The following is a 19427-nucleotide window of genomic DNA, read 5'->3' on the forward strand; positions in this document are numbered from 1 at the left end:
TTACACCCCCGCTTTTACTTTAGGAATATATCTAAGGCTTGGTTTTGTGCCAAGTTCTGCTCTTAGCCTTATGCTATCTTTGACAGCTAAAAGCTGGCTAATGTGCGAGCTCTCATCGTTTAAATCGCCAAAGACCAAAGCCTCATATCTGCACGCCTCAACGCAGGCTGGATCTTTTTTATCCTTTAAATTTGTATCTATGCAGAAGTTACAGCTTTGGGCTGAGTGATTGACCTTGTCGATATATCTCACGTCGTAAGGACAGGCTACGATGCAGTATTTACAGGCGATGCAGTCATCTATGTTTGTAGTTTGGATGCCAGTTTTTATGTCCTTGTGACAGGCTTTTGTTGGGCAAACAGCCACGCAAGGCGCGTCCTCGCACTGCTGACAAGATACTCTTACATATCTTTTATCGAGCAAATTCTTTGGATCAGTCTTATCCTCTACAAAAAGTCTCATCTGCCCTTTTGGGACTAAATTTACCTTTCTACATGCCACTTCGCAGTCCGTGCAGCCGACGCATTTGTTTTGGTCAAATATCATGCCAAAATGTGGTTTTTTCGCACTCTCTTCACTCTTAAAAGCAAAACCACTACTTGCCACGCTAGCACCAGCAGCCACAACTGCCATGCGTTTAAAAAAGGCTCTTCTGCTATTTTGATTTTGCATTTTTAACTCCATTTATGCCTTAATGAGGCTTTTTAATGCCCTCATTTTGCTCTTTTTCATGAATTTTTCTTGCCGCCTCAGCTAGTTCGCCAGGCTTTAAGACCTTAATAAGCTCTATCTCAAAAACGATAGTCTCGCCACCAGGTATCCCCTCCATGCCGCTATCGCCGTATGCAAGCTCAGGCGGGATTACAAATTTAAACTTCTCGCCCTCTTTCATAAGCATAAGTCCCTCTTCAAGCCCAGGGATCAAATTTAGCATCGAAAGATGAGCTGGAGCCTCTTTTGTCTCGTCAAAGACCTTGCCATCGACAAAGCTTGCTTTATAATTTACTATGATGATGCTCTCAGGCTTTGGAGTAGCCCCTTTTGAGCCACCTTTTATGATCTCATATTGTAAATTTGATTTTGTTGTTTTTACATTTTTGTTTTTTGCATTTTTTTCCATATAGGCTTTGCCTTGGGCTAAATTCTCTTTTAGCTTGGCAGCCTCTTTTTCTTTTACTATCTTATCTAAGCTTTCAGCTCTTTTGTTTAGTAGCTTTGCTATCTCATCATCACTTAGTTTTAGCTCGCTCTTTAGCGCATCGCTAAAGCCTTTTATCACTGCATCAGCGTCATAGCCAACACCTAGTTGCTTTTGATCTAGCAGTCCTTTTAAAACATATCCACCGCTTGTTGCGCCTATGGCGTAAGAGTCGTTTGTATCGACATTTGCTAAGAGGCTAGCCACACTTAGGCTAAGAAGTAGCGAACATTTTAAAAACCCATTTTTCATTTCAAACCCTTAAGATTAAAGGGGCTAAAACTAGCCCCTAAATGCTATAAATTTTTGTTTAGAATTCTCTGAGCTTCTTTTATATACTCTTTAGATGCATCTAGTCTTTGTTTAGTAAATTTAAATCCGTGCATACCCCACGAACCATCTTTTTCGACCATATCGATGATCTCTTGAGCGTTTTGGACAAGCTCATAAACTCTTGCTTTATCACTTGGATCTAGCTTTTTAGTCTCTAGTAGTGAGTAAATTCCCTCGATGCCTATTTTGACCTCTGAGAATTCATTTTTAACTGGAGTTTGCCATCCCATAACCTCATCATAAACTTGTTTTTGGTTTTTGAAGTGAAGTGTTGGTTTTAGCTCAGATAGCACTGGGCTATGGCAGCCTTTATTATCTTTCATATCTTTATCAGCCCAAGATGTTCTAGCGCATGCCCACATCAAATCAACATAGTTGTGGCCATTTTTATCTCTCTCAAAGTGCCAATCTTTAGCATCTCTTGGACCTTTAGCTGCGTCGCCTGGGACTAGAGATTTCTCTTTTGGATCGACCATGATCTTCCAGATGTGAGAGCGTCTTTGAGTATCAAAGCCAGCGTTGTCTTGGAACTGAACAGCGTAGAAATTCTCGCAGCTCATCATAAATGGCATGTGGCAAGATGCACAAGTGTTGTTTTTGTGTGTATCTGCTTTTGATGCGATATATGCTTGAGTCTCGTGACAATCTTTACAATCTTTTTTGATCTTTGGTTTAGTGTAGAACGCACTTAGATAGCCTTGATCTGGGTTGTAGTTCATGCCAGTTACGCTCTTATCGCCTACAACGTTACCTGTGTTGTCGTGTGGATCGTGGCAAGTGACGCATCTCATACCTTTATCATAGTGAGCGGTAAAGTATGATTGAGAACCTTCTGAGCCACATCCTGGTCCCATTGATTTAAATTTAGAGCTTAGTGAGAGATCAAGCTTGCCGTTATTAAGTGGGTTAGCACGCATTAGATCTGGGCTAAAGTTAAATCTTTGGTGACAGCGTTCGCAGTTTGATGTTCTAAAATTTGTAGCTCCATCAAGGTGACCGCCAGCTCCGTGGCACTCCTCACAGCTTACGCCTTTTGAGATAGTGTGTTTTTGAAGCTCTTTGGCATTACCAAGTGCTGCGTAAAATTCTGCTTTTGACTTAAAGTCGAATTTAACTGGGTGGCAAACCTCACAATATGATGAGTTTGCTTGGAAAAACATCGACTTTTTATGTTTTGCGGCGTATGAGGCAAGACCTCTGACATATCCGCCATTATCGCCATACTCTTCAAGAGTGCCAGGAAATTCTGGGACAAGCTCTTTTATCTTTTTAACAGTTGCGTCGTCTAAATTTAACGCCCATGTTCTTTGCCATTGGTTACCGCCAGCTACGATCTGACCTGTGCCATCTCTTAGCAAACCGCCCTCAACGTAGTAAGTACCACGAAGTAGCCATGCATCGACGTAGCCCATCTTAGTTCTTAAGTGACCAACGGTTGCGTAGATGACATCTGGAGTGATACCTTTTGGAAGGATAGAAGCGGTATCTTTGTCAAATACTGGCTCAGTTAGGTTGTTATTAACCTCTGGGTGCTCGCCAGGGAAGCGCATAGTAGTTGCGTGGCGAGATCTGCTCCAGACCTCATACTGAGCCGGGTGACACTCACCGCACTTTTCTGGACCTACAAATTTATTAGGAAATTGAAGTGATGAGGTGGCTGGAATTCTATACATCATAGAGCTATAGCCCTTACCACCATCTCTTTTGCTAAGCTTTGACATATCAAAGCCATGTCCCTCGGCAAGCCACTCTAAGCCACGGTCGTGAACGACCATTTTGCCGACGGTTTTGCCACCATACTTTGTAAAAATAGGGTGGTTTTTAAATAGCCAGTTATACATCTCTTGCTCTTCTACGACGTAGTCTTGCAAGGAGACAACACCTCTACTTTGCAGTGTGCCTTTAGGATTTGCGATAACATCACGTGCTTTATCGGACATCTGCATATTATGCTCTTCGCAACAGGCTTGTGAAGCAAAGATACTAACACCCATGAGTAAGCCTGCTAAGGCTTTGTGTAAGTTTCTCACGTCTCCTCCTTTGAATTTTTATCCTAAAATCAAAATGATTTCATACTGATAATCTTAACACCAAAAAAGGGTAGAAAAGGGGGAAAATTAACAAATTATAAATTTTCGAAACTAATTGTAAATGCAACGTGGTTTTCATCCACATTTTTAGCAAAGATTAGGGCGTTGTTTTTGCGAGCAATAAGGCGGCTCATATATAGCCCAAGCCCGCTACCGCTCTCTTTTGTGCTAAAGTGTGGCTCAAAGATAACCTTTAAAAATGAATTTTTTATCGCTCCTGCGTTATTTTGCACGCATAAATTCTTGCGATCATCTTTTAAAAAGGCGCTTATCTTTATCACTCTTGGCTTTGTGTAGCTCTGCTTAAATGCGTCTTTGGCGTTATTTATGATGTTTATTAAAATTTGGATTATCTCATTGAAATTTGCAAATACCTCAAAATTTTCTCTCACGTCAAGCTGCACTTCGATCTGATACTTTTTAAGCGTTGCGTTTAAAATTTTTATCGTTTGATTTATCACTTCAAGCACCTTAAACTCTTTTCTCAAGGTATTTGGACTAAAGAAATTTTTAAAGTCATCAACGGTTTCTGACATGAAATTTATCTGCTTGCTGGTCTCTTCTATAAACTCATAAATTTTCGCCTCATCAAGCTTTTTTCTCTCCTGATAAAGCTCTAAATTTATCAAAGCTGAGCTTATCTGAGCAAGCGGCTGCTTCCACTGATGCGAGATATTGCCTATCATCTCGCCCATCGAAGCTAGGCGGCTTTGATGAATCATTAGCTGCTCAGTCTGCTTTTTGCTCTCCTCGCCACGCCTATGCATCTTATAAACAAGTAGCAAAAATAACCCAAAGATAAGCGTTATAGCGCTCATTATGACGATGACCTCTTGCAAGTGATAGGTAAAAATGGCGCGGATTGGTATCTTAAAAGAGATCATCGCGACCGTTTCGTTCACGTCTGGGATCTCTATGCCCTCCATGCCGTATTTTTCTAGCATTTGCTGCGGGGCATTTGCGCTGCTGTGACAGGCTAGACAGCTTGGACTTTGGTTTTTTATAGGCAGACCCACAAAGAGCTGTGAGCCATTTTCATCTTTTATTATCTTTACAAATTCTTTAAATTTATTTTCTTTAAAGCCATGCAAGACGCCAGCTTCAAATTCATTTGGCTGGTGAGCTTTGTTTAGCGGTGCGATGGCAACTAGCTTGTAGTCGAAGTCTAGGTTGTATTTTTGCTTTTGGATATTGTAAATTTCACGGCTTATATATGAAGATGATAGAAGTCTCTCGTCAAAAAAGTCCTCTTTTAAAATGCCCTCTTGCTTTAGCTGTTCGATCAGCGGGCGTTGCACACCTGAGATGTACTCTCTTACAGAATTTATACTCTCAAGCACATAATGCGCCTCTCTTTTGGCGTCTTTCATCGCTAGGTCGTTGTAAAAATTTAAAACAAGCGCCGAAACTAGCAGATAGACAAAGATAAAAGCACCGACTATTAGCTGAAATTTATATCTCACAAAGATAGCCCACGCCGTATAAATTTTTGATCACATCTTTGCCAAGCTTTCTTCTAAGCTCTTTTACGATCGTCTTTATCGCCTCTTTTGTCGGCTGTTCGTAGTCCCAGATGTAGTCAAAAATTTGCTCATAAGTGATAGTTTTGTTTTTGTTGTTTAAAAAGTACTCTAAAAGCTTGCTCTCGCTCTTACTTAGATGAGAAATTTCGCCATTTACATAAAGCGCTTTTTTACCAAAATCATACTCAAGCTCGTCATTTAGCCTGATAGTTGGTGTGCGTCCAACTAGCTCAAAAGCCACATCTTCAAGCGCTTTGATGAAAGATTTTTTATCGTATGGTTTTGCAAGGTATCTTGTGATCTTTAGCTCAACTGCGCGCCACAGATACTCTTGCTCGACGTGGCTTGATAAGATCACGATAGGGATTTTTTGATTGATAGCTCTTACTTTTTTAGCGATCTCAAGACCATCGATATTTGGCACGCTGATATCAAGCACCAAAACATCATACGCCCCGCTCATAGCAAGCTCAAGCGCATCAAAGCCGTCTGTGACGCCTTTAACCTCTGCGAAAAAGAGCTCCAGCGAGGCGCAGATATTTCGCAAAATCGCCTCTTCATCCTCTAGGCAAAGGACCTTTTTGTTTGATAAAACATCTAAAATATCATTCTCTTGCATACGTCATCTCATCTCTTAAGCCAAAAAGCCGACTTAAATAACACAAAATAAAAACTATTTCATAAATTTACATCATGATCGTAAGCTTAAAGTAAAAAATAGGCTCGCTACTTAAGTGATAAATTTAAAAGAAAAAGTTAAATTTAGCCAAAGATTTGGCTAAATTTATCAGGTTCTAAATTTTGAAAGGCTAGTGTTTAGATTATCAGTCATCTTTGAAAGATGAGCGGCTGCAAGCGAAATTTCATCCATGCTTTTTGAGTTTTGTTTTGAAATTTCATCGATATTTACGATGCCTTTTATCAGCTCTTCGACCTTATGTCCAGTCTCTAGATAGTCCTTCGTAGAGGTCTCATTTAAGCTAACGCTCTCGTTCATTAGCTGGTTCATATTTTCTATTTTTTCATTGATTTGGGCTGATTTTTTGCAAAGCTCGCCAGCTTTTTTAGCATTATCGCCGATGGTTTGACTTGAGTTTGAGATCGCTTCAACGATTAAATTTATAGTCGCATTTATCTCGCTTAGGCTATTTTGCGTGCGTTCAGCCAGCTGTCTAACCTCATCAGCCACGACTGCAAAGCCACGTCCGTGCTCACCTGCACGCGCTGCTTCTATGGCAGCATTTAGGGCAAGTAAATTTGTCTGATCAGCGATATCATCGATGATATTTAAGACATCTTTTACATTTTTAGCTTGATCAGCTAGGCTTTTCATCGAGCTAGCGAGTGAAATTTCGCTATTTGCAGCCTCATCTACATTTTTGCTAAGCCCCAAAACATCATTTGAGACCTCATTTATATATAGACAGGTTCTTTCAAGATTTTCTTTGCTCTTCTTAGCCTCTTCAAATGAGCTTTTTATCTCTTCTGACATGGTTTTTGCCATATTTGTCGTATCTGTGACGATTAGTGAAGATTTGTTGGTTAAATTTGTAGTTTGAGCTGAGGTTGAGGAGAGCTGCTCGGCGATAGAAGAGTTCTCATTTGCTAGCCCTTTAACGCTCTCTATAACAGATCTTAGCTCGCTTGTTAGGTCGTTTATCGAGCTTTTGATGTTTGAAATTTCATCTTTGCCACTAACCTCAAGCTTTTTAGTAAGATCGCCTCTGCCACTTTTTATCTCATCTGACATCTCGGTTAAATTTGCAACGATATTTTTTATAGGTTTGATGATCGCCCTACTTAAGATAAATAGCACGATAGCTATCAAAACAACCGTGATCAAGGCGCAAGCGATGATAAAGGTTTTTGTATTTTGGCTATTTTGCTCGTTTAACACAACCTTTGTCTTTTCTATCTCATCGGCCAAGTCATCGACGTATACACCACTTCCTAGCATCCACTTATATGGCTCAAAATTTGCAGCGTAGCCAAGCTTCTCCACTGGCTCCTCGCCCTCTTTTTTTGCCCAGCCAAATGTGACAAAACCGCCGCCTTGTTTGGCCTTTTCGATGAGCTCTTTTATAAGAAATAGCCCTTTTGGATCTTTTAAACCGATTAAATTTTTACCAACAAGCGATGGCTTTTCAGGGTGCATCAAAACAACGCCGTCATAGTCGTAGATGAAGATATAGCCAGTCTTGTCGCTAAAGAATTTTAGCTTTGAGACGACTCTAAAAATTTCTTTTTTTATCTCATCGTCGCTTAGCCCTTTTTCTTTGCCGCCATTATAAATTTCACGCATCATTTGGTTGATCGTCTCGACGTCATCTTTTAAATTTTCTTTTCTGGCATTTACCAGCTCGTCGTAGGACTTATGGGTGAAAAACTGAGTTAGATCGCTTGAAAATTTGCTATTTAAAAAGATGAGCAAACAGCTGACAAGCAAAACTGAGAAAACAAAAGTGAGAATTATCTTTGTAGATATTTTCATAGCACACATCCTTGCATTTTGGGATCTCCTAAAAATTTGTGCCATTTTATACATTCAAATCTTAATTATAAATTAACTTTTGAAATTTAAGAAAAAAAGAATAAATTTGATGAGAAAATTTACTCAAAGCCCAAAATAACGAATAAGTTACAAATATTATTATCTTAAGCTTTGAGCGTAAAAAATACGTAAAATTTAGTAGCCTTTAGTTGCCTCTGCTTCCAGGCTTAATAGCCTTGCTACCGCTCTTACAAAGCGGACAGTGCTCTGGCTCGTAAATTTCAAATTCAAAATTTCCCAAAGCAAAAAATGGCTTGTCGCTTGGCAGTTTTGCATTTGGCTTAGCTTCATTGCCTAAATTTGCAACCTTGCAAAAACCGCGATTTGCAAGTGCCGCAAAGCCAACCACCTCGCCGCCAAGGCTCTCTATCACGTGGGCTGCTTCAAGTGCCGAGCCGCCAGTTGTTATGATGTCCTCACAAACTATAAATTTCTCGCTCTTTTTTACTTCAAAGCCGCGCCTTAAGCTCATCACCCTATCAACGCGTTCAGTAAATATAAAACGCTTTTTTGCCGCGCGAGCTAACTCATATCCAGCTAAAATTCCACCAAGTGCAGGAGAACAAACGCTATCAAATTTAATGCCAAATTTCTCTATCACACGCGCTAGCTCATCTGCTAGCTTTGCAGCAAGAGCAGGGTCTTCAAGCACCTTTGCACTTTGCAGATAAAACTGCGAGTGGTTGCCACTACTTAGCAAAAAGTGCCCCTCCAAATACGCCCCAGCGTCCTTATAAATTTTCTCTAAATCCATCGCTTTTTCCTTTTAAAATTTGCCAAAAATCTTAACACATACCCACTTAAGCCACTCTTTTTAAAATTTAATAAGCCCTGCGCTTGTATAATTCTTGCACTCATACAAAAAGGACACACATGCTTCTCTTTAACCCTGTTGTTTTTAGCATTTTGGTGATGACGGTGCTATGTTTGCTGCGTTTTAACATCCTGCTTTCTATCCTCGTTTCTGCGCTTGTTGCTGGGGTTATGTATAAGCATGGTTTTAGCGGATTTGAAAGTGGTTTGGCAAGCGGTTTTGAGAGCTTTTTTACAGCTCTAAAAGAGACCACGCAAAGCCTCATAAGCGGTATGCAAGGTAACCTTGAAACCTCACTTAGCTACATTTTGCTAGGTGCTCTTGCAGCTGCCATAGCAAATACAAATTTAACAGCCATTTTGATAAATGCAATGAGTAAATTTCTTAGCTCAAACAAGGCCATTTTTACGCTAACTATCGCGTTTATCGCTTGTTTGTCTCAAAACTTGATCCCAGTTCATATAGCCTTTATACCTATCTTGATCCCGCCACTTCTTGCTCTTATGAATAAAATGGGCATAGATAGACGCGCGGTGGCTTGCGCTCTTACATTTGGACTGCAAGCGCCTTATGTGAGCATTAGCGTTGGTTTTGGTCTGCTTTTTCACAATATCCTTAAAAAAGAGCTAGCCAACAACGGCATAAACACAACCATCTCAGACATCTCATCAGTCATGTGGATAGGCGGTGCATCGATGTTTGTGGGGCTCATCTTAGCCATACTTTTTTATAGTAAAAAAAGGATTTATAAAACTTCTAAATTTGAAAAAGCCGAGCTTGATGAGATCGAGCGTGCAAAAAGCCTTGAGATGACTAAAAAAGAGTGGGCGGTCTTAGCTGGTGCGGTTGTCGCCTTTGTCGTGCAAATTTACACTTCGCTCTTGCCACTTGGCGCGTTACTTGGACTTTTGGTAATGGTTGTTTTTGGAGGCATCGAATACAAAAAAGTAGATAAGATCATGGATAATGGCCTTGCTATGATGGGCTTTATCGCATTTATCATGCTTGTTGCTGCAGGATATGGCACTATTTTAAGAGAGAGTGGCGGTATAGACGAGCTTGTAAAATACGCTAGCTTGGTATCTGGCGGCAAGATAGGCGGAGCATTTTTGATGCTACTTATCGGACTTTTAGTCACGATGGGCATAGGCACTAGCTTTGGAACTATCCCTATCTTAGCCTCTATCTACGTGCCACTTTGCCTTAGCCTTGGCTTTGGCGTGCCAGCTATCATCTTGCTAGTTGGTATAGCAGCAGCTCTGGGCGACGCTGGAAGCCCAGCAAGCGACAGCACACTTGGACCAACGAGCGGTCTAAATGCTGATGGTGAGCACAACCACATATATGATACTTGCGTGCCTACATTTGTATTTTTTAACATCCCACTTATCATCGGTGGCATCGTAGGAGCCATGATACTTGGATAAATTATGATAGATAAAAACAACCAAAATTATATAAGGAGTAAAAATGATAGGTATGCTAGTTACCGAAGAGACACCACAGATCACTCAAATTTTACAAAAAGCGGTTCAAGAGATAAAACGAATAAACCCTCATGCAAGGGTTGAATTTGTAGATTATAACGACTACTATATAAATAAAGAAAATGAACAAAATTTAAAAGAGCTGATCGCAAAGCATAGACGTGGCGAACTTAAATATTGCACTCTTGATGATATTATCGCTGAAACCGATGCCATAATAGAAGGCAAAATTTAAGATGAAAATTCTTTTTACAGAAGATTTTAAAGAAAACCTAAAAGAGATGTTAAAATTCATAAAACAAGATAGCAAGGATCGTGCATATAACTTTCGCGATAGTCTAAAAAACGAAATCATAAAAATCCCTGAAAGACCATACTCTTACAGAGAAAACCTAACTATGAAAGATACTCAAGTAAGAGACTTGATCTTCAAGGGATATGTTGTTGTATTCGTCATAGATGAGGGCGAACAGACTATCACTATCATATCAATCTATAAACACAATCTACCAAATTTAAAATATCCTCAGTAACTATTATTTTTTGCCGATATAAATTTTTGGAACATCTTTTGCTTTAGAAAGATCATAAAAAATTTTAAAACGAGAAAAAGGATAAGCTCATGATGAGATCACTTTGGTCTGGTGTTTCAGGCCTACAAGCCCACCAGATAGCCATGGACGTAGAAGGCAACAATATCGCAAACGTCAATACCTATGGTTTTAAATACAACCGCGCAAATTTTGCTGATATACTAAGCCAAACTCCAAGAGTAGCTACCGCTCCACAAGGCCAGCTAGGCGGTCAAAACGCTATGCAAATAGGTCTAGGAACGACTATAAACTCAACTACAAGAATTTTCTCACAAGGCACACTAACAGCCACTGATAAGCAAACCGACCTTGCTCTTCAAGGAAATGGCTTCTTTGTCGTCTCTCCAGATGGCGGAACTACAAGATACTATACAAGAAACGGCGATTTCGTCCGTGATAAGGCTGGTAACTTCGTAAATAACAGCGGTTATATCGTTCAAGGCTGGACTAGAGATGACGAGACTGGCACTATCGACTCAACAGGCCCTATAAGCAACATCGTCATCAAAGAAGGTCTTACAACTCCAGCAAGAGCGACAACAGAAGTTAAAATAAAAGGCAACCTTGACTCAGGTAACAGCATCGGTCAAAGAAGCACACCTATTTACGCACTTGATTCAGTTGCTGGCGGACGTGATTTTAATAATGATGAAATTTTAAATGCCAACGAAGTTCATAACGAAAACGATACAAATAATGATGAATTTTATACAAACTCAAGAAACGAGCAAATTTTAACAGAGCGTGGTGTCGATCTTGGCGTTACATTTGACGAGCTTGGAAATGGTCTTGCTCTAAGAGATGGTCAAGGTATCTGGGTAAGCTACGCAAATGCTAAGACTGAGAAATTTTCAGTAGGTAGCGCTCTAGCACAAAACATAGGTCAGATCAACCCACCAGCTACACTTGATATAACACTAAATGGACAAAATATCAAAACTCAAGCTGGCACAATGACAAGCATCAGTGACGTTGCAGCTGCTATCAACGCTCAGTACAACAAAACTGGTGTTAGAGCTGAAATTTCAGAGGGTAACAAACTAACGCTTATAAACAGAAACAACTCAGGTACAACCGAAGAGACAAAAAACATCCACCTAACAGTAAATGCTGGAAACACAGTTGGCGGTCTAGCTAGCAAAGATATCATAACAGCTTATCAATATGTCTATACAAGCTCACAAACAACAGCTGTTCATCCAAATAACGATAAGATAGCAAGACAAATAACAACAACAGAAGATCTTCGTGCTGCTATGCAAGAGGATGCTAGAAACCATGTTGATTATAATGGCGATGGTCAAATAAGAGCAAACTCTGACGCACTTGATGCAGCAAAACTTGCAACTGCTGCTCACAAGGTAGCTCCAGGTACAGGTGGCGCAGCTATAACAAATCCAGCTTATGCACTAGCATATAACAACGCTTATGCGGCAGCAGCAGGCACACCTGATCAAAAACACGCAGCAGGTATCGCAGCACTTCAAGCAGCAGCTGGAGATGATACAAACGACGGCGTAAAGATTACTGTAAATAAACTAGGTCAATTTCAACTAGAAAACCCTACAAACGAAATGGCTGATCAAGCCCTTTATATGACTACAACTGGTCTTACAAAACCAGCTCAAGGCACAAACAACGCAGCAGTAAATGAAAACGTTCGCTTTACAAATATCATGAAAGCACTTGATGGCGCACTAAGCCCGGGTCAAGCACTAAGAGCGAGTGGCAAGATGATGATGTCAAGCCACGGCTCAACAGCTGAGATCTTTGACTCACTTGGCTCAAAGCACACAGTTAGTATCAGATGGGCAAAGACAGGCACTACAACAGATGGTGGTACAGAGTGGAATATGATCATCCAAGTGCCAGAGCCTGCTAAGATAAACTACACAGGTGAAGGTCCAGATAACGTCGTAACTGGTTCATTGAGATTTAACTCAAATGGCTCACTTGCTAGTTTTCACCCAGCTACGATAACATTTTCAGCTAACAACGGCTCACAAAGTGGTCAAAACGTTAGTTTAAATTTTGGTTTGGGAACTGATTTTAACGGACTAACAAGCTTTGATAAAGACTCATCAACTGAGTCTATCTCACAAGATGGCTACACAGGTGGCACACTAAATGACCTAAAGATCGACGAAACTGGCACTATCATCGGTGCATTTACAAACGGACAAAGCTTTGGTCTAGCTCAAGTGGCACTTGCTAGCTTTACAAACAACGAGGGTCTTCAAAGTGAGGGCGGAAACGTCTTTTCACAAACTGCAAACTCAGGCGAAGCAGTCATAGGCGCAGCAGGCACAGGTGATAAAGGAACGATCGCGGCTTCAAAACTAGAAGCTAGTAACGTCGATCTAAGCCGTGCGCTAACAGATCTTATCGTCATCCAAAGAGGCTTTCAAGCAAACTCAAAAACGATCACGACAAGTGATGAGATGCTAAACACACTTCTTCAACTAAAACAATAATCATAAAGGGGGCGCTCGCTCCCTTTTAAATTTACAAATAAAATCAGCCTTCTTTTTGTAAAATGCTAAAAAATTTCACAAAAAGAGAAAATATGCAAGTAACACTTCTAAATCACACCCCACTAAATATCTGCTCTCACGCGATCCGCACATGCTGGCAAAGCTTTGAAAAAGGCGACAATGGCGGCGAAAAAGACGTCGAGCTGATAGATAGAGTGGGTAATAAATTTAAACACGCTTCAACGCTGGAGCACCTTTACTACAACTTCTACATCCAAGGCATCTCGCGCGCACTACTTCAAGAGCTAGCCCGCCACCGCATAGCAAGCCTAAGCGTCAAATCAACCCGCTACACGCTAAAAGAGCTAAAAAAGGAGGAGAAATTTGAAGTAGGGCAGTTTGAACGTGCGGCTAAATTTATAGTGCTAACAAATGACGAAATGGTCGATAACGCAAGCATAAAAGCGCTTGAAAACTTACGTGAAATTTTAGCTTCAACCACAAAAAGCCTTGATATAGTTAAATACTGCTTGCCAGAGTGCTATAAAACCGAGCTTACATGGAGCATAAACGCTAGAAGCTTGCAAAATTTCATCTCTCTAAGAAGCTCAAAATCAGCCCTTTGGGAGATAAGAAATTTAGCAAATGCTATCTACGACGCCTTGCCAAATGAGCATAAATTTATCTTTGAGAAGTGCTTGCCAGAGGATGAGGGTTAAAATTAAAAGTAGTTAAATAAAGAGAAAAGAACTAAAATTTTATGCTTGGTAAATTCTCTTTGTAGATCAAAAGTATAGTTATAGTCTCTTTTTCTTTATCGATATAAAATGGAACAACATAACCATGAAATATCAAGTCTCTAACATCATCATCGTTTATATCTAAATTTTTACGAAAACGATACGGCATATATTTTATCTCTTCGATCTTTGTTATCAGATCATTGTAAAAAAGTACCGCCTTCTCAACACTATCTTTAGCTATAAATTTACTGATCTTATCAGTAGCTTGCTCAAATTCCTTAGAAAATTTTACTCTCATCTGCACCAAGTCCTATGAGCAACTCTCTTTTATGGCTTTTAAATTCATCTTCTTCGATACATTCAAGCTCACTGTTTTTAGCCTTAAAAGCTACATCTTTTAGATATTTTGCATCCTCTTTACAAAGTCTGTATCCATCATTTTCCATCTTAAACTGAGGGTCGATTTTTTTTATGGCTTCATAGGCATCTTGTAAAATTTGGGCTATCTGAGGCGTTATATCACCTTTAAAAATTGTAGTTGTCATCTTATATCCTTTAAATTTACTTTTTCAAAACGTAAAGAAGCTCGTCTACGTGGATGTTTCTAGCTTTTAAATTTCTGCTACCGCGGTAGGCATTATACTTTTGGCGCAGTAGATTAACTTTGCCCATTTTATTTAGATTTTTATCAAATTCATCTTGGTTGATAAAGCCCTCTGAGTTAAACGAGATCAGCACAAATTTCGCCTTTAAATTTGCTATCAGCTCGAAAAATGCCTCGCTTGCTGATGATTTTTTATTAAAAACTGATCTGTTCCAGTCCTTTGAGATACCTGAAACCTTTGAAATTTTACTTGGCTCTTCATAGCTTGCGATGAGATTTAGCATGAAGTAGTTTGAGCCGTATGGGTGCTGGTTATAAGGCGGATCAAGATAGACTAGATCAAGCCCATCAAGCTCTTTTGCCAGTAAATTTGCATCCTTTTGATAGACCTCAAATGGCACTCTGAAATTTGAAAAAATAGGCTTAGTTAAATTTATATCAGAAGTGATCCTTGAAATGGCATTTTGTCCCCTGCCACCAAACTGACCGATGCCCTCTTTATTTTTATGAAAACCTTTAAAAATTCCACTCGTATTTGCATGCACGCTTGCATTATAAAGTAGTGGAGCTATGAAAAATTTTCTCATCTCCTCTGGCAAGATCTCATCTATGAGTCTTCTTACGGTGTCGATGAATATGGCATTTTTTCTTGTGTAAAAGACCCGCTCGCCCCAAGCGATATTTTCGTCATCTTCTGGGGCATAAAGCCTTGTTATAAAGCCCTCATGAAGGCTATTTTTTATCTCTTTTTCAAGTCTCATTTGCCAGAAATTTATCTCATCTCTTAGCTCATTTGTGGCGTTTTGCAAATAGCATAAGTTTGTGATGAAGCTGTAAAGCTCCAAGTCGTTTGCGACTAGAAATTCACTATTTTGTTTTAAAAACCTAGCCACCACGCCGCTTCCACTAAAGAGGTCACAGCAGCTAAGCTTCTCTTTTTTAAGCTCGTCTTTTGCGTATTTTACGCCTCGCTCGATAAAGCCTAAAAGAGAGCGTTTGTTACCAAGATAGGTTAAAATTTGCTCTTTTAGATAGGCTTGATTTTCTTGTTTTACTGGTTTCAAATCAGTGCTTTTTTAGTCCCATAGCATCAACGTCAAGCTTGATCTCTTCGTTGTTTATGATGACTAGACCGTGATCTAGAATTTTCTTTGCTATGGCGTGCGCCTCATAAAGTGAGTGCATCTTGTAAGTGCCACATTGAAATTTATTTAGCTCTGGAATTTGATCTTGAGTTTTGACCTCTAAGATATCCTTCATCGAAGCAAGCCATGCCTTTTTTACAGCTTCTTCGCTAGGTGTGCCGATCACGCTCATATAAAAGCCAGTCCTGCAACCCATCGGCGAGATGTCTATGATCTCCACGCCGTTGCCGTTTAGGTGGTTTCTCATAAAGCCAGCAAATAGATGCTCTAAAGTGTGAGTGCCCTTTTCTGGCAAAATTTCCTCATTTGGCTTGCAAAATCTCAAGTCAAAAACGCTGATATCATCGCCTTTTGGGGTCTTCATACTCTTTGCAAGTCTTACTCCTGGGGCTTTCATCTTCACATGATCTACACAAAAACTATCAAGTAGTGGCATATATTCTCCTTTAAATTTTTGGTAATTTTAGCGTAAAAAAGATTTAAAATTTAAAGGCTCACGTAAATTTACATGAGCCTAGTAGTATTTTTGGGTATTAAAATTTATTTTTTCTAACGTCTGTTAGTATGACCTTCGCCATGCCGTCTATCTCGCTAGTTACGTCGTTTGTGTTACTAACAACGCTTCTATTTTCTTTTGTGACGTTATCTATCTGAGCGACACTTCTATTTATCATATTTATGCCCTCAGCTTGCTCTTTTATAGATTCACTCATCTCGTTAATTGACTGAGTAAGGACATTTGTATTTGCCTCGATCTCACCTAGACTTTTTTGTGTGCGTTCAGCTAGCTTTCTAACCTCATCAGCCACGACTGCAAAGCCACGTCCATGCTCACCTGCACGCGCTGCTTCTATGGCTGCATTTAGAGCAAGTAAATTTGTCTGATCAGCGATGTCACGGATGATAACGATGATGTTTTTGATCTCTTCGCTTTGTCTTATGACGTCCCCTGTCTTTTGTGAGATAGCATTCATCGAGCTACTCATCTGCTCAACCGCAGCCGCGCTCTCTTGGATAGAGTCAGCTTGTTTGCTAGCACCATCAGTTAAATTTCTCATAGACTCAGCAAGCATAGTTGCCTTTTCTTCTAAATTTTGAGCTTGATTTAGGTTGCTATTTAGCATAGCGCTTATAGCATCACCTGCATTATTTATGCCAACTATCATAGCTTTTAGATCAGCTTCTATGTCATCTCTTAGCTCGATCTTAGCGGTGTAGTCGTTATTTGAGTAGGCTTTTAGGATATTTATGACGCTGCCTAAATTTTGACTGATAGAGCTAAAGAAAGTATTTAGCAGATCTTTTAGCTTGATAAGCGATGGGTTATTTGGGTTCTCATTTAGTTTAACGCCTAAATTTCCTCTTATCATGTTATTTGCAGCTACATTTAGCTCTTCAAGCATGGTGTTATCTTTCTTGATGCCAGCTATGACTTTGTCTATGTTTTTATTTATCTCCTCGCTCATCACGCCAAATTCATCAGTCGTGTGGATGTCTAGCTTGCTTGGGGCAGTGCTGCTCTCATAAGTGATAAATTTAAAGGTATCAGAAAGCTTCTCTTGGATAACGCTGATAGGCTTAAGTGAGCGTTTTAGTAGCACGAAAACAATGGCTGAGAGTATGACTATAAAGAGCACTGCAAGCATTAGCTGAGCTTTTAAGATAGGCATAGTGTGGTTTGAAAAGGTATCCGCACCTATGGCGACGGTTGCAAGCCAGCCATCATCGTTGATAGGCAAAATTTTAGCCGTTACATCTTGGTTTTTAGAGTTTTTATATGAGATCAGACCATTTTCATCAAATTCTTTATTGTTATATTTTTCTGAGACGACCTTTGTAGCTGGCAAGATAGTGCCAACCTCTGAAACTACGTCAGAAAAGAGCATAGTGCCATCTTTTCTCATCACATAAGCATATCCGCCATCGCCAGTGTTGCCTATCTCGATGATCTTGTCGCTAACTTTCTTTACATCCACATCTATACCAGCAACGCCAACAAATTTACCATTTTTAGTAACTGGAGCGGTGAAACTTACAACAAGATCATTTGTAGAAGTGACCCTTGGCTCAGTGTAAATTTCTTTATTTTTCTCTTTTGTGCTCTTATACCAGCCTCTAGTTCTTGGGTCGTAGTTATCAGCTACGGTTGTTCTTTTGCCGTCTGACTGAAAGAAGTGTCCATCCTCATCGCCGTAATAGACATATTTCACCGCAGAGTTTGCGACCTTTTTTTCTAATAAGACAAAATTCATTATCTCATCGCCACTTTGAGCGCCTTCAACTGCTGATGAAATTTTCTTGATATGCTCTAAATTTTCATCAAAAAAAGTGTTTGCAACACTCTTTATATCTTTAAGGACTTGATCCTCTTTGCCACTGACAAGCTCAACGATCTTATCCTTTGAAGTAAAATAACTAACCGCCGAGATAGCGCAAAACGAGATGATGAGTAAGATCATCAAGGCGAGTGCTATCTTATTTGTGATAGAACGAAACACCTCTGCTCCTTTAAATTTTGTTTGAAATCCATTTGAAAAACAAAATCGGAGCAAAAGTATAAATGTTTATAGTGTTCTCATAAATTCGGTGCTATAAATTCCCTCAATGCGTCTTTTCATATCATCATGCCAGCCATTTGTAAGAGTGGTGAGGGCGTTAAATTTCTCAAGTAAATTTAAATTTTCACTTGGCGCGTAAAAGAGCCTGTTTATCTCTAAAATACTCATATGAACTGGGTCACTCTCTATAACCTCTATCGCGTCGCCTGCTTTGCACGATCCTGGCGTAAGGACGCGGTAGTACCAGCCAGTAAGGCCTGTTTCAAAGATGTGAGTAGCCATATTTTCATTGCCCCATCTTTTTGAGAGCTTAAAGCATGGCTTTCTAGGCTGCGAGACTTGAAGCACAAGCGAGCCCACCTTGTGGATATCGCCCACATAGACGCAGCTCTCATCAAGCCCATCAACGCATAAATTCTCCCCCATCGCCCCATAAGCCATATTTTTTAATCCTAAAAATTTCTCCCACTCGGCGTAGTTTGCAAACGAATTTGCAAAGACTGCCTTTTCAGGGCCGCCGTGGTGCTTCGTATCAGCGACGCTATCGCCCTCAAAACCAAGCTCATTTGCGAAAATTTCGCCGTTTTGAGCCACTTTAAAAATAGCTGAGCTCCAAGGTAAATTTAGCTTATCAGTTGCATTTTGTGAGCCGTAGTTTTTCACCTCGCCGATTAGTAAAGCTTTCAGTGTTGCCATATTTTTCCTATCAAATTTAGTTTATTCTTAAATTATTCGCGTGAGTTAGCGCGATCGCGATCGCATCGGTGATATCAAGCGGTTTTATCTCTTTATTTATACCTAAAATTTTCTTCACCATAAATGCCACTTGCTCTTTATCAGCCTTTGCCTTGCCAGTGACTGTTTTTTTTACTTGAAGCGGCGTATATTCGGCAAAGTCCCCATGAAGCTGCAAAATTTTAAGACTAAGTGCCCCGCGAAACTGAGCGAGCTTTAAGACCGTTTTTGGGTTGTAGGCAAAGAAGATGTCCTCTATCGCAACCTCGTCAAATTTATGGTTTTTAAAGATGAGATCAAGCCCCTCGCAAAGCTCTGTTATTTGGTATTGAAGTGTGTTTGGCTTTATCTTTATAAGTCCAGCTTCAAGAAGTATAGTTTTAAATTTGCTCTTTTCAAGTATCGCGTAACCGCAATTTTTCGTGCCTGGATCGATTCCTAAAATTTTCATCACAATCTTTTCAATACTTTTTCACGACTTTTTCACGGCGTGAAAAAGTTTGTCAGAGTTTAACAAAGGTTTTATTAAATTTAAGATAAAATCGCTAATAAAATTCATTAAATAAAAAGGGTTGAAAT

At 39.8% G+C, this 19427-nt stretch carries 17 protein-coding genes and 4 pseudogenes; 5 read left to right on the plus strand and 16 right to left on the minus strand.

The features are described 5' to 3' along the window. From CCS77_RS09640 to pyrE, 8 genes and pseudogenes are all read right to left on the minus strand, one after another. A complete protein-coding gene (locus tag CCS77_RS09640; protein WP_009295155.1) occupies positions 1-672 on the minus strand; it encodes a 4Fe-4S dicluster domain-containing protein in 672 nt (223 codons plus the stop codon). A 19-nt stretch (positions 673-691) separates the two neighbouring features. Beyond that, entirely contained in the window at positions 692-1450 is a 759-nt protein-coding gene (locus CCS77_RS09645) for an FKBP-type peptidyl-prolyl cis-trans isomerase (RefSeq protein WP_103571790.1), read from the minus strand. A gap of 44 nt (positions 1451-1494) precedes the next feature. Then, the gene (locus tag CCS77_RS09650; RefSeq protein ID WP_009295151.1) at positions 1495-3561 is read right to left on the minus strand and encodes a cytochrome c; all 2067 of its coding nucleotides are present in this window, start codon (positions 3559-3561) and stop codon (positions 1495-1497) included. 95 nt (positions 3562-3656) lie between these two features. Further along, positions 3657-5084 (minus strand): c-type heme family protein, encoded by a 1428-nt coding sequence (locus CCS77_RS09655; protein WP_107917262.1) that lies wholly within the window; start codon positions 5082-5084, stop codon positions 3657-3659. Then, entirely contained in the window at positions 5074-5763 is a 690-nt protein-coding gene (locus tag CCS77_RS09660) for a response regulator transcription factor (protein WP_107917263.1), read from the minus strand. The genes CCS77_RS09655 and CCS77_RS09660 overlap by 11 nt, the downstream gene beginning before the upstream one ends. A gap of 485 nt (positions 5764-6248) precedes the next feature. Continuing rightward, positions 6249-6438 (minus strand): annotated as a pseudogene (locus CCS77_RS10910) (methyl-accepting chemotaxis protein); the annotation flags it as partial. 351 nt (positions 6439-6789) lie between these two features. Next, positions 6790-7689 (minus strand): annotated as a pseudogene (locus CCS77_RS10915) (cache domain-containing protein); the annotation flags it as partial. A gap of 151 nt (positions 7690-7840) precedes the next feature. Next, the gene (pyrE, locus tag CCS77_RS09670; protein WP_107917265.1) at positions 7841-8449 is read right to left on the minus strand and encodes an orotate phosphoribosyltransferase; all 609 of its coding nucleotides are present in this window, start codon (positions 8447-8449) and stop codon (positions 7841-7843) included. Positions 8450-8568: 119 nt separating this feature from the next. On the opposite strand from pyrE, the gene CCS77_RS09675 reads away from it, so the two are divergent. From CCS77_RS09675 to thyX, 5 genes are all read left to right on the plus strand, one after another. After that, a complete protein-coding gene (locus CCS77_RS09675) occupies positions 8569-9936 on the plus strand; it encodes a Na+/H+ antiporter NhaC family protein (protein ID WP_107917266.1) in 1368 nt (455 codons plus the stop codon). A gap of 43 nt (positions 9937-9979) precedes the next feature. Next, positions 9980-10231, plus strand: a complete 252-nt coding sequence (locus tag CCS77_RS09680; protein WP_107917267.1) for a hypothetical protein — start codon at positions 9980-9982, stop codon at positions 10229-10231. Position 10232: 1 nt separating this feature from the next. After that, entirely contained in the window at positions 10233-10529 is a 297-nt protein-coding gene (locus tag CCS77_RS09685; RefSeq protein ID WP_107917268.1) for a type II toxin-antitoxin system RelE/ParE family toxin, read from the plus strand. 89 nt (positions 10530-10618) lie between these two features. Further along, positions 10619-13063 (plus strand): flagellar hook protein FlgE, encoded by a 2445-nt coding sequence (flgE, locus tag CCS77_RS09690; RefSeq protein ID WP_107917269.1) that lies wholly within the window; start codon positions 10619-10621, stop codon positions 13061-13063. Between the two features lie 92 nt (positions 13064-13155). Further along, on the plus strand, positions 13156-13782 hold the full coding sequence (gene thyX, locus CCS77_RS09695; protein WP_103632785.1) for an FAD-dependent thymidylate synthase: 627 nt from the start codon (positions 13156-13158) through the stop codon (positions 13780-13782). A 31-nt stretch (positions 13783-13813) separates the two neighbouring features. Here the strand turns inward: thyX and CCS77_RS09700 are convergent, their stop codons facing one another. The 8 genes and pseudogenes from CCS77_RS09700 to ruvC form a co-directional block, all read right to left on the minus strand. Next, positions 13814-14104 (minus strand): type II toxin-antitoxin system RelE/ParE family toxin, encoded by a 291-nt coding sequence (locus tag CCS77_RS09700; RefSeq protein ID WP_107917270.1) that lies wholly within the window; start codon positions 14102-14104, stop codon positions 13814-13816. Further along, positions 14085-14351 carry a hypothetical protein gene (locus CCS77_RS09705; RefSeq protein ID WP_107917271.1) on the minus strand — a complete coding sequence of 89 codons (267 nt, stop codon included), beginning with the start codon at positions 14349-14351 and terminating at the stop codon, positions 14085-14087. The genes CCS77_RS09700 and CCS77_RS09705 overlap by 20 nt, the downstream gene beginning before the upstream one ends. A gap of 16 nt (positions 14352-14367) precedes the next feature. Next, positions 14368-15474, minus strand: coding sequence for a DNA adenine methylase (locus tag CCS77_RS09710; protein ID WP_107917272.1), 1107 nt, complete (start codon positions 15472-15474; stop codon positions 14368-14370). Position 15475: 1 nt separating this feature from the next. Beyond that, positions 15476-15991, minus strand: a complete 516-nt coding sequence (luxS, locus tag CCS77_RS09715; RefSeq protein ID WP_107917273.1) for an S-ribosylhomocysteine lyase — start codon at positions 15989-15991, stop codon at positions 15476-15478. 97 nt (positions 15992-16088) lie between these two features. After that, positions 16089-16460 (minus strand): annotated as a pseudogene (locus CCS77_RS10920) (methyl-accepting chemotaxis protein); the annotation flags it as partial. 819 nt (positions 16461-17279) lie between these two features. Next, a pseudogene (locus CCS77_RS10925) lies at positions 17280-18014 on the minus strand (cache domain-containing protein); the annotation flags it as partial. 105 nt (positions 18015-18119) lie between these two features. After that, on the minus strand, positions 18120-18809 hold the full coding sequence (locus tag CCS77_RS09725; protein WP_107917275.1) for an MOSC domain-containing protein: 690 nt from the start codon (positions 18807-18809) through the stop codon (positions 18120-18122). 16 nt (positions 18810-18825) lie between these two features. Then, complete coding sequence (gene ruvC, locus CCS77_RS09730) at positions 18826-19305, minus strand: crossover junction endodeoxyribonuclease RuvC (RefSeq protein WP_087583362.1); 480 nt, start codon at positions 19303-19305, stop codon at positions 18826-18828. Positions 19306-19427 lie beyond the last annotated feature (122 nt).

The sequence above is a fragment of the Campylobacter concisus genome (assembly GCF_003048375.1).
Taxonomy (GTDB): Bacteria; Campylobacterota; Campylobacteria; order Campylobacterales; family Campylobacteraceae; genus Campylobacter_A; species Campylobacter_A concisus_T.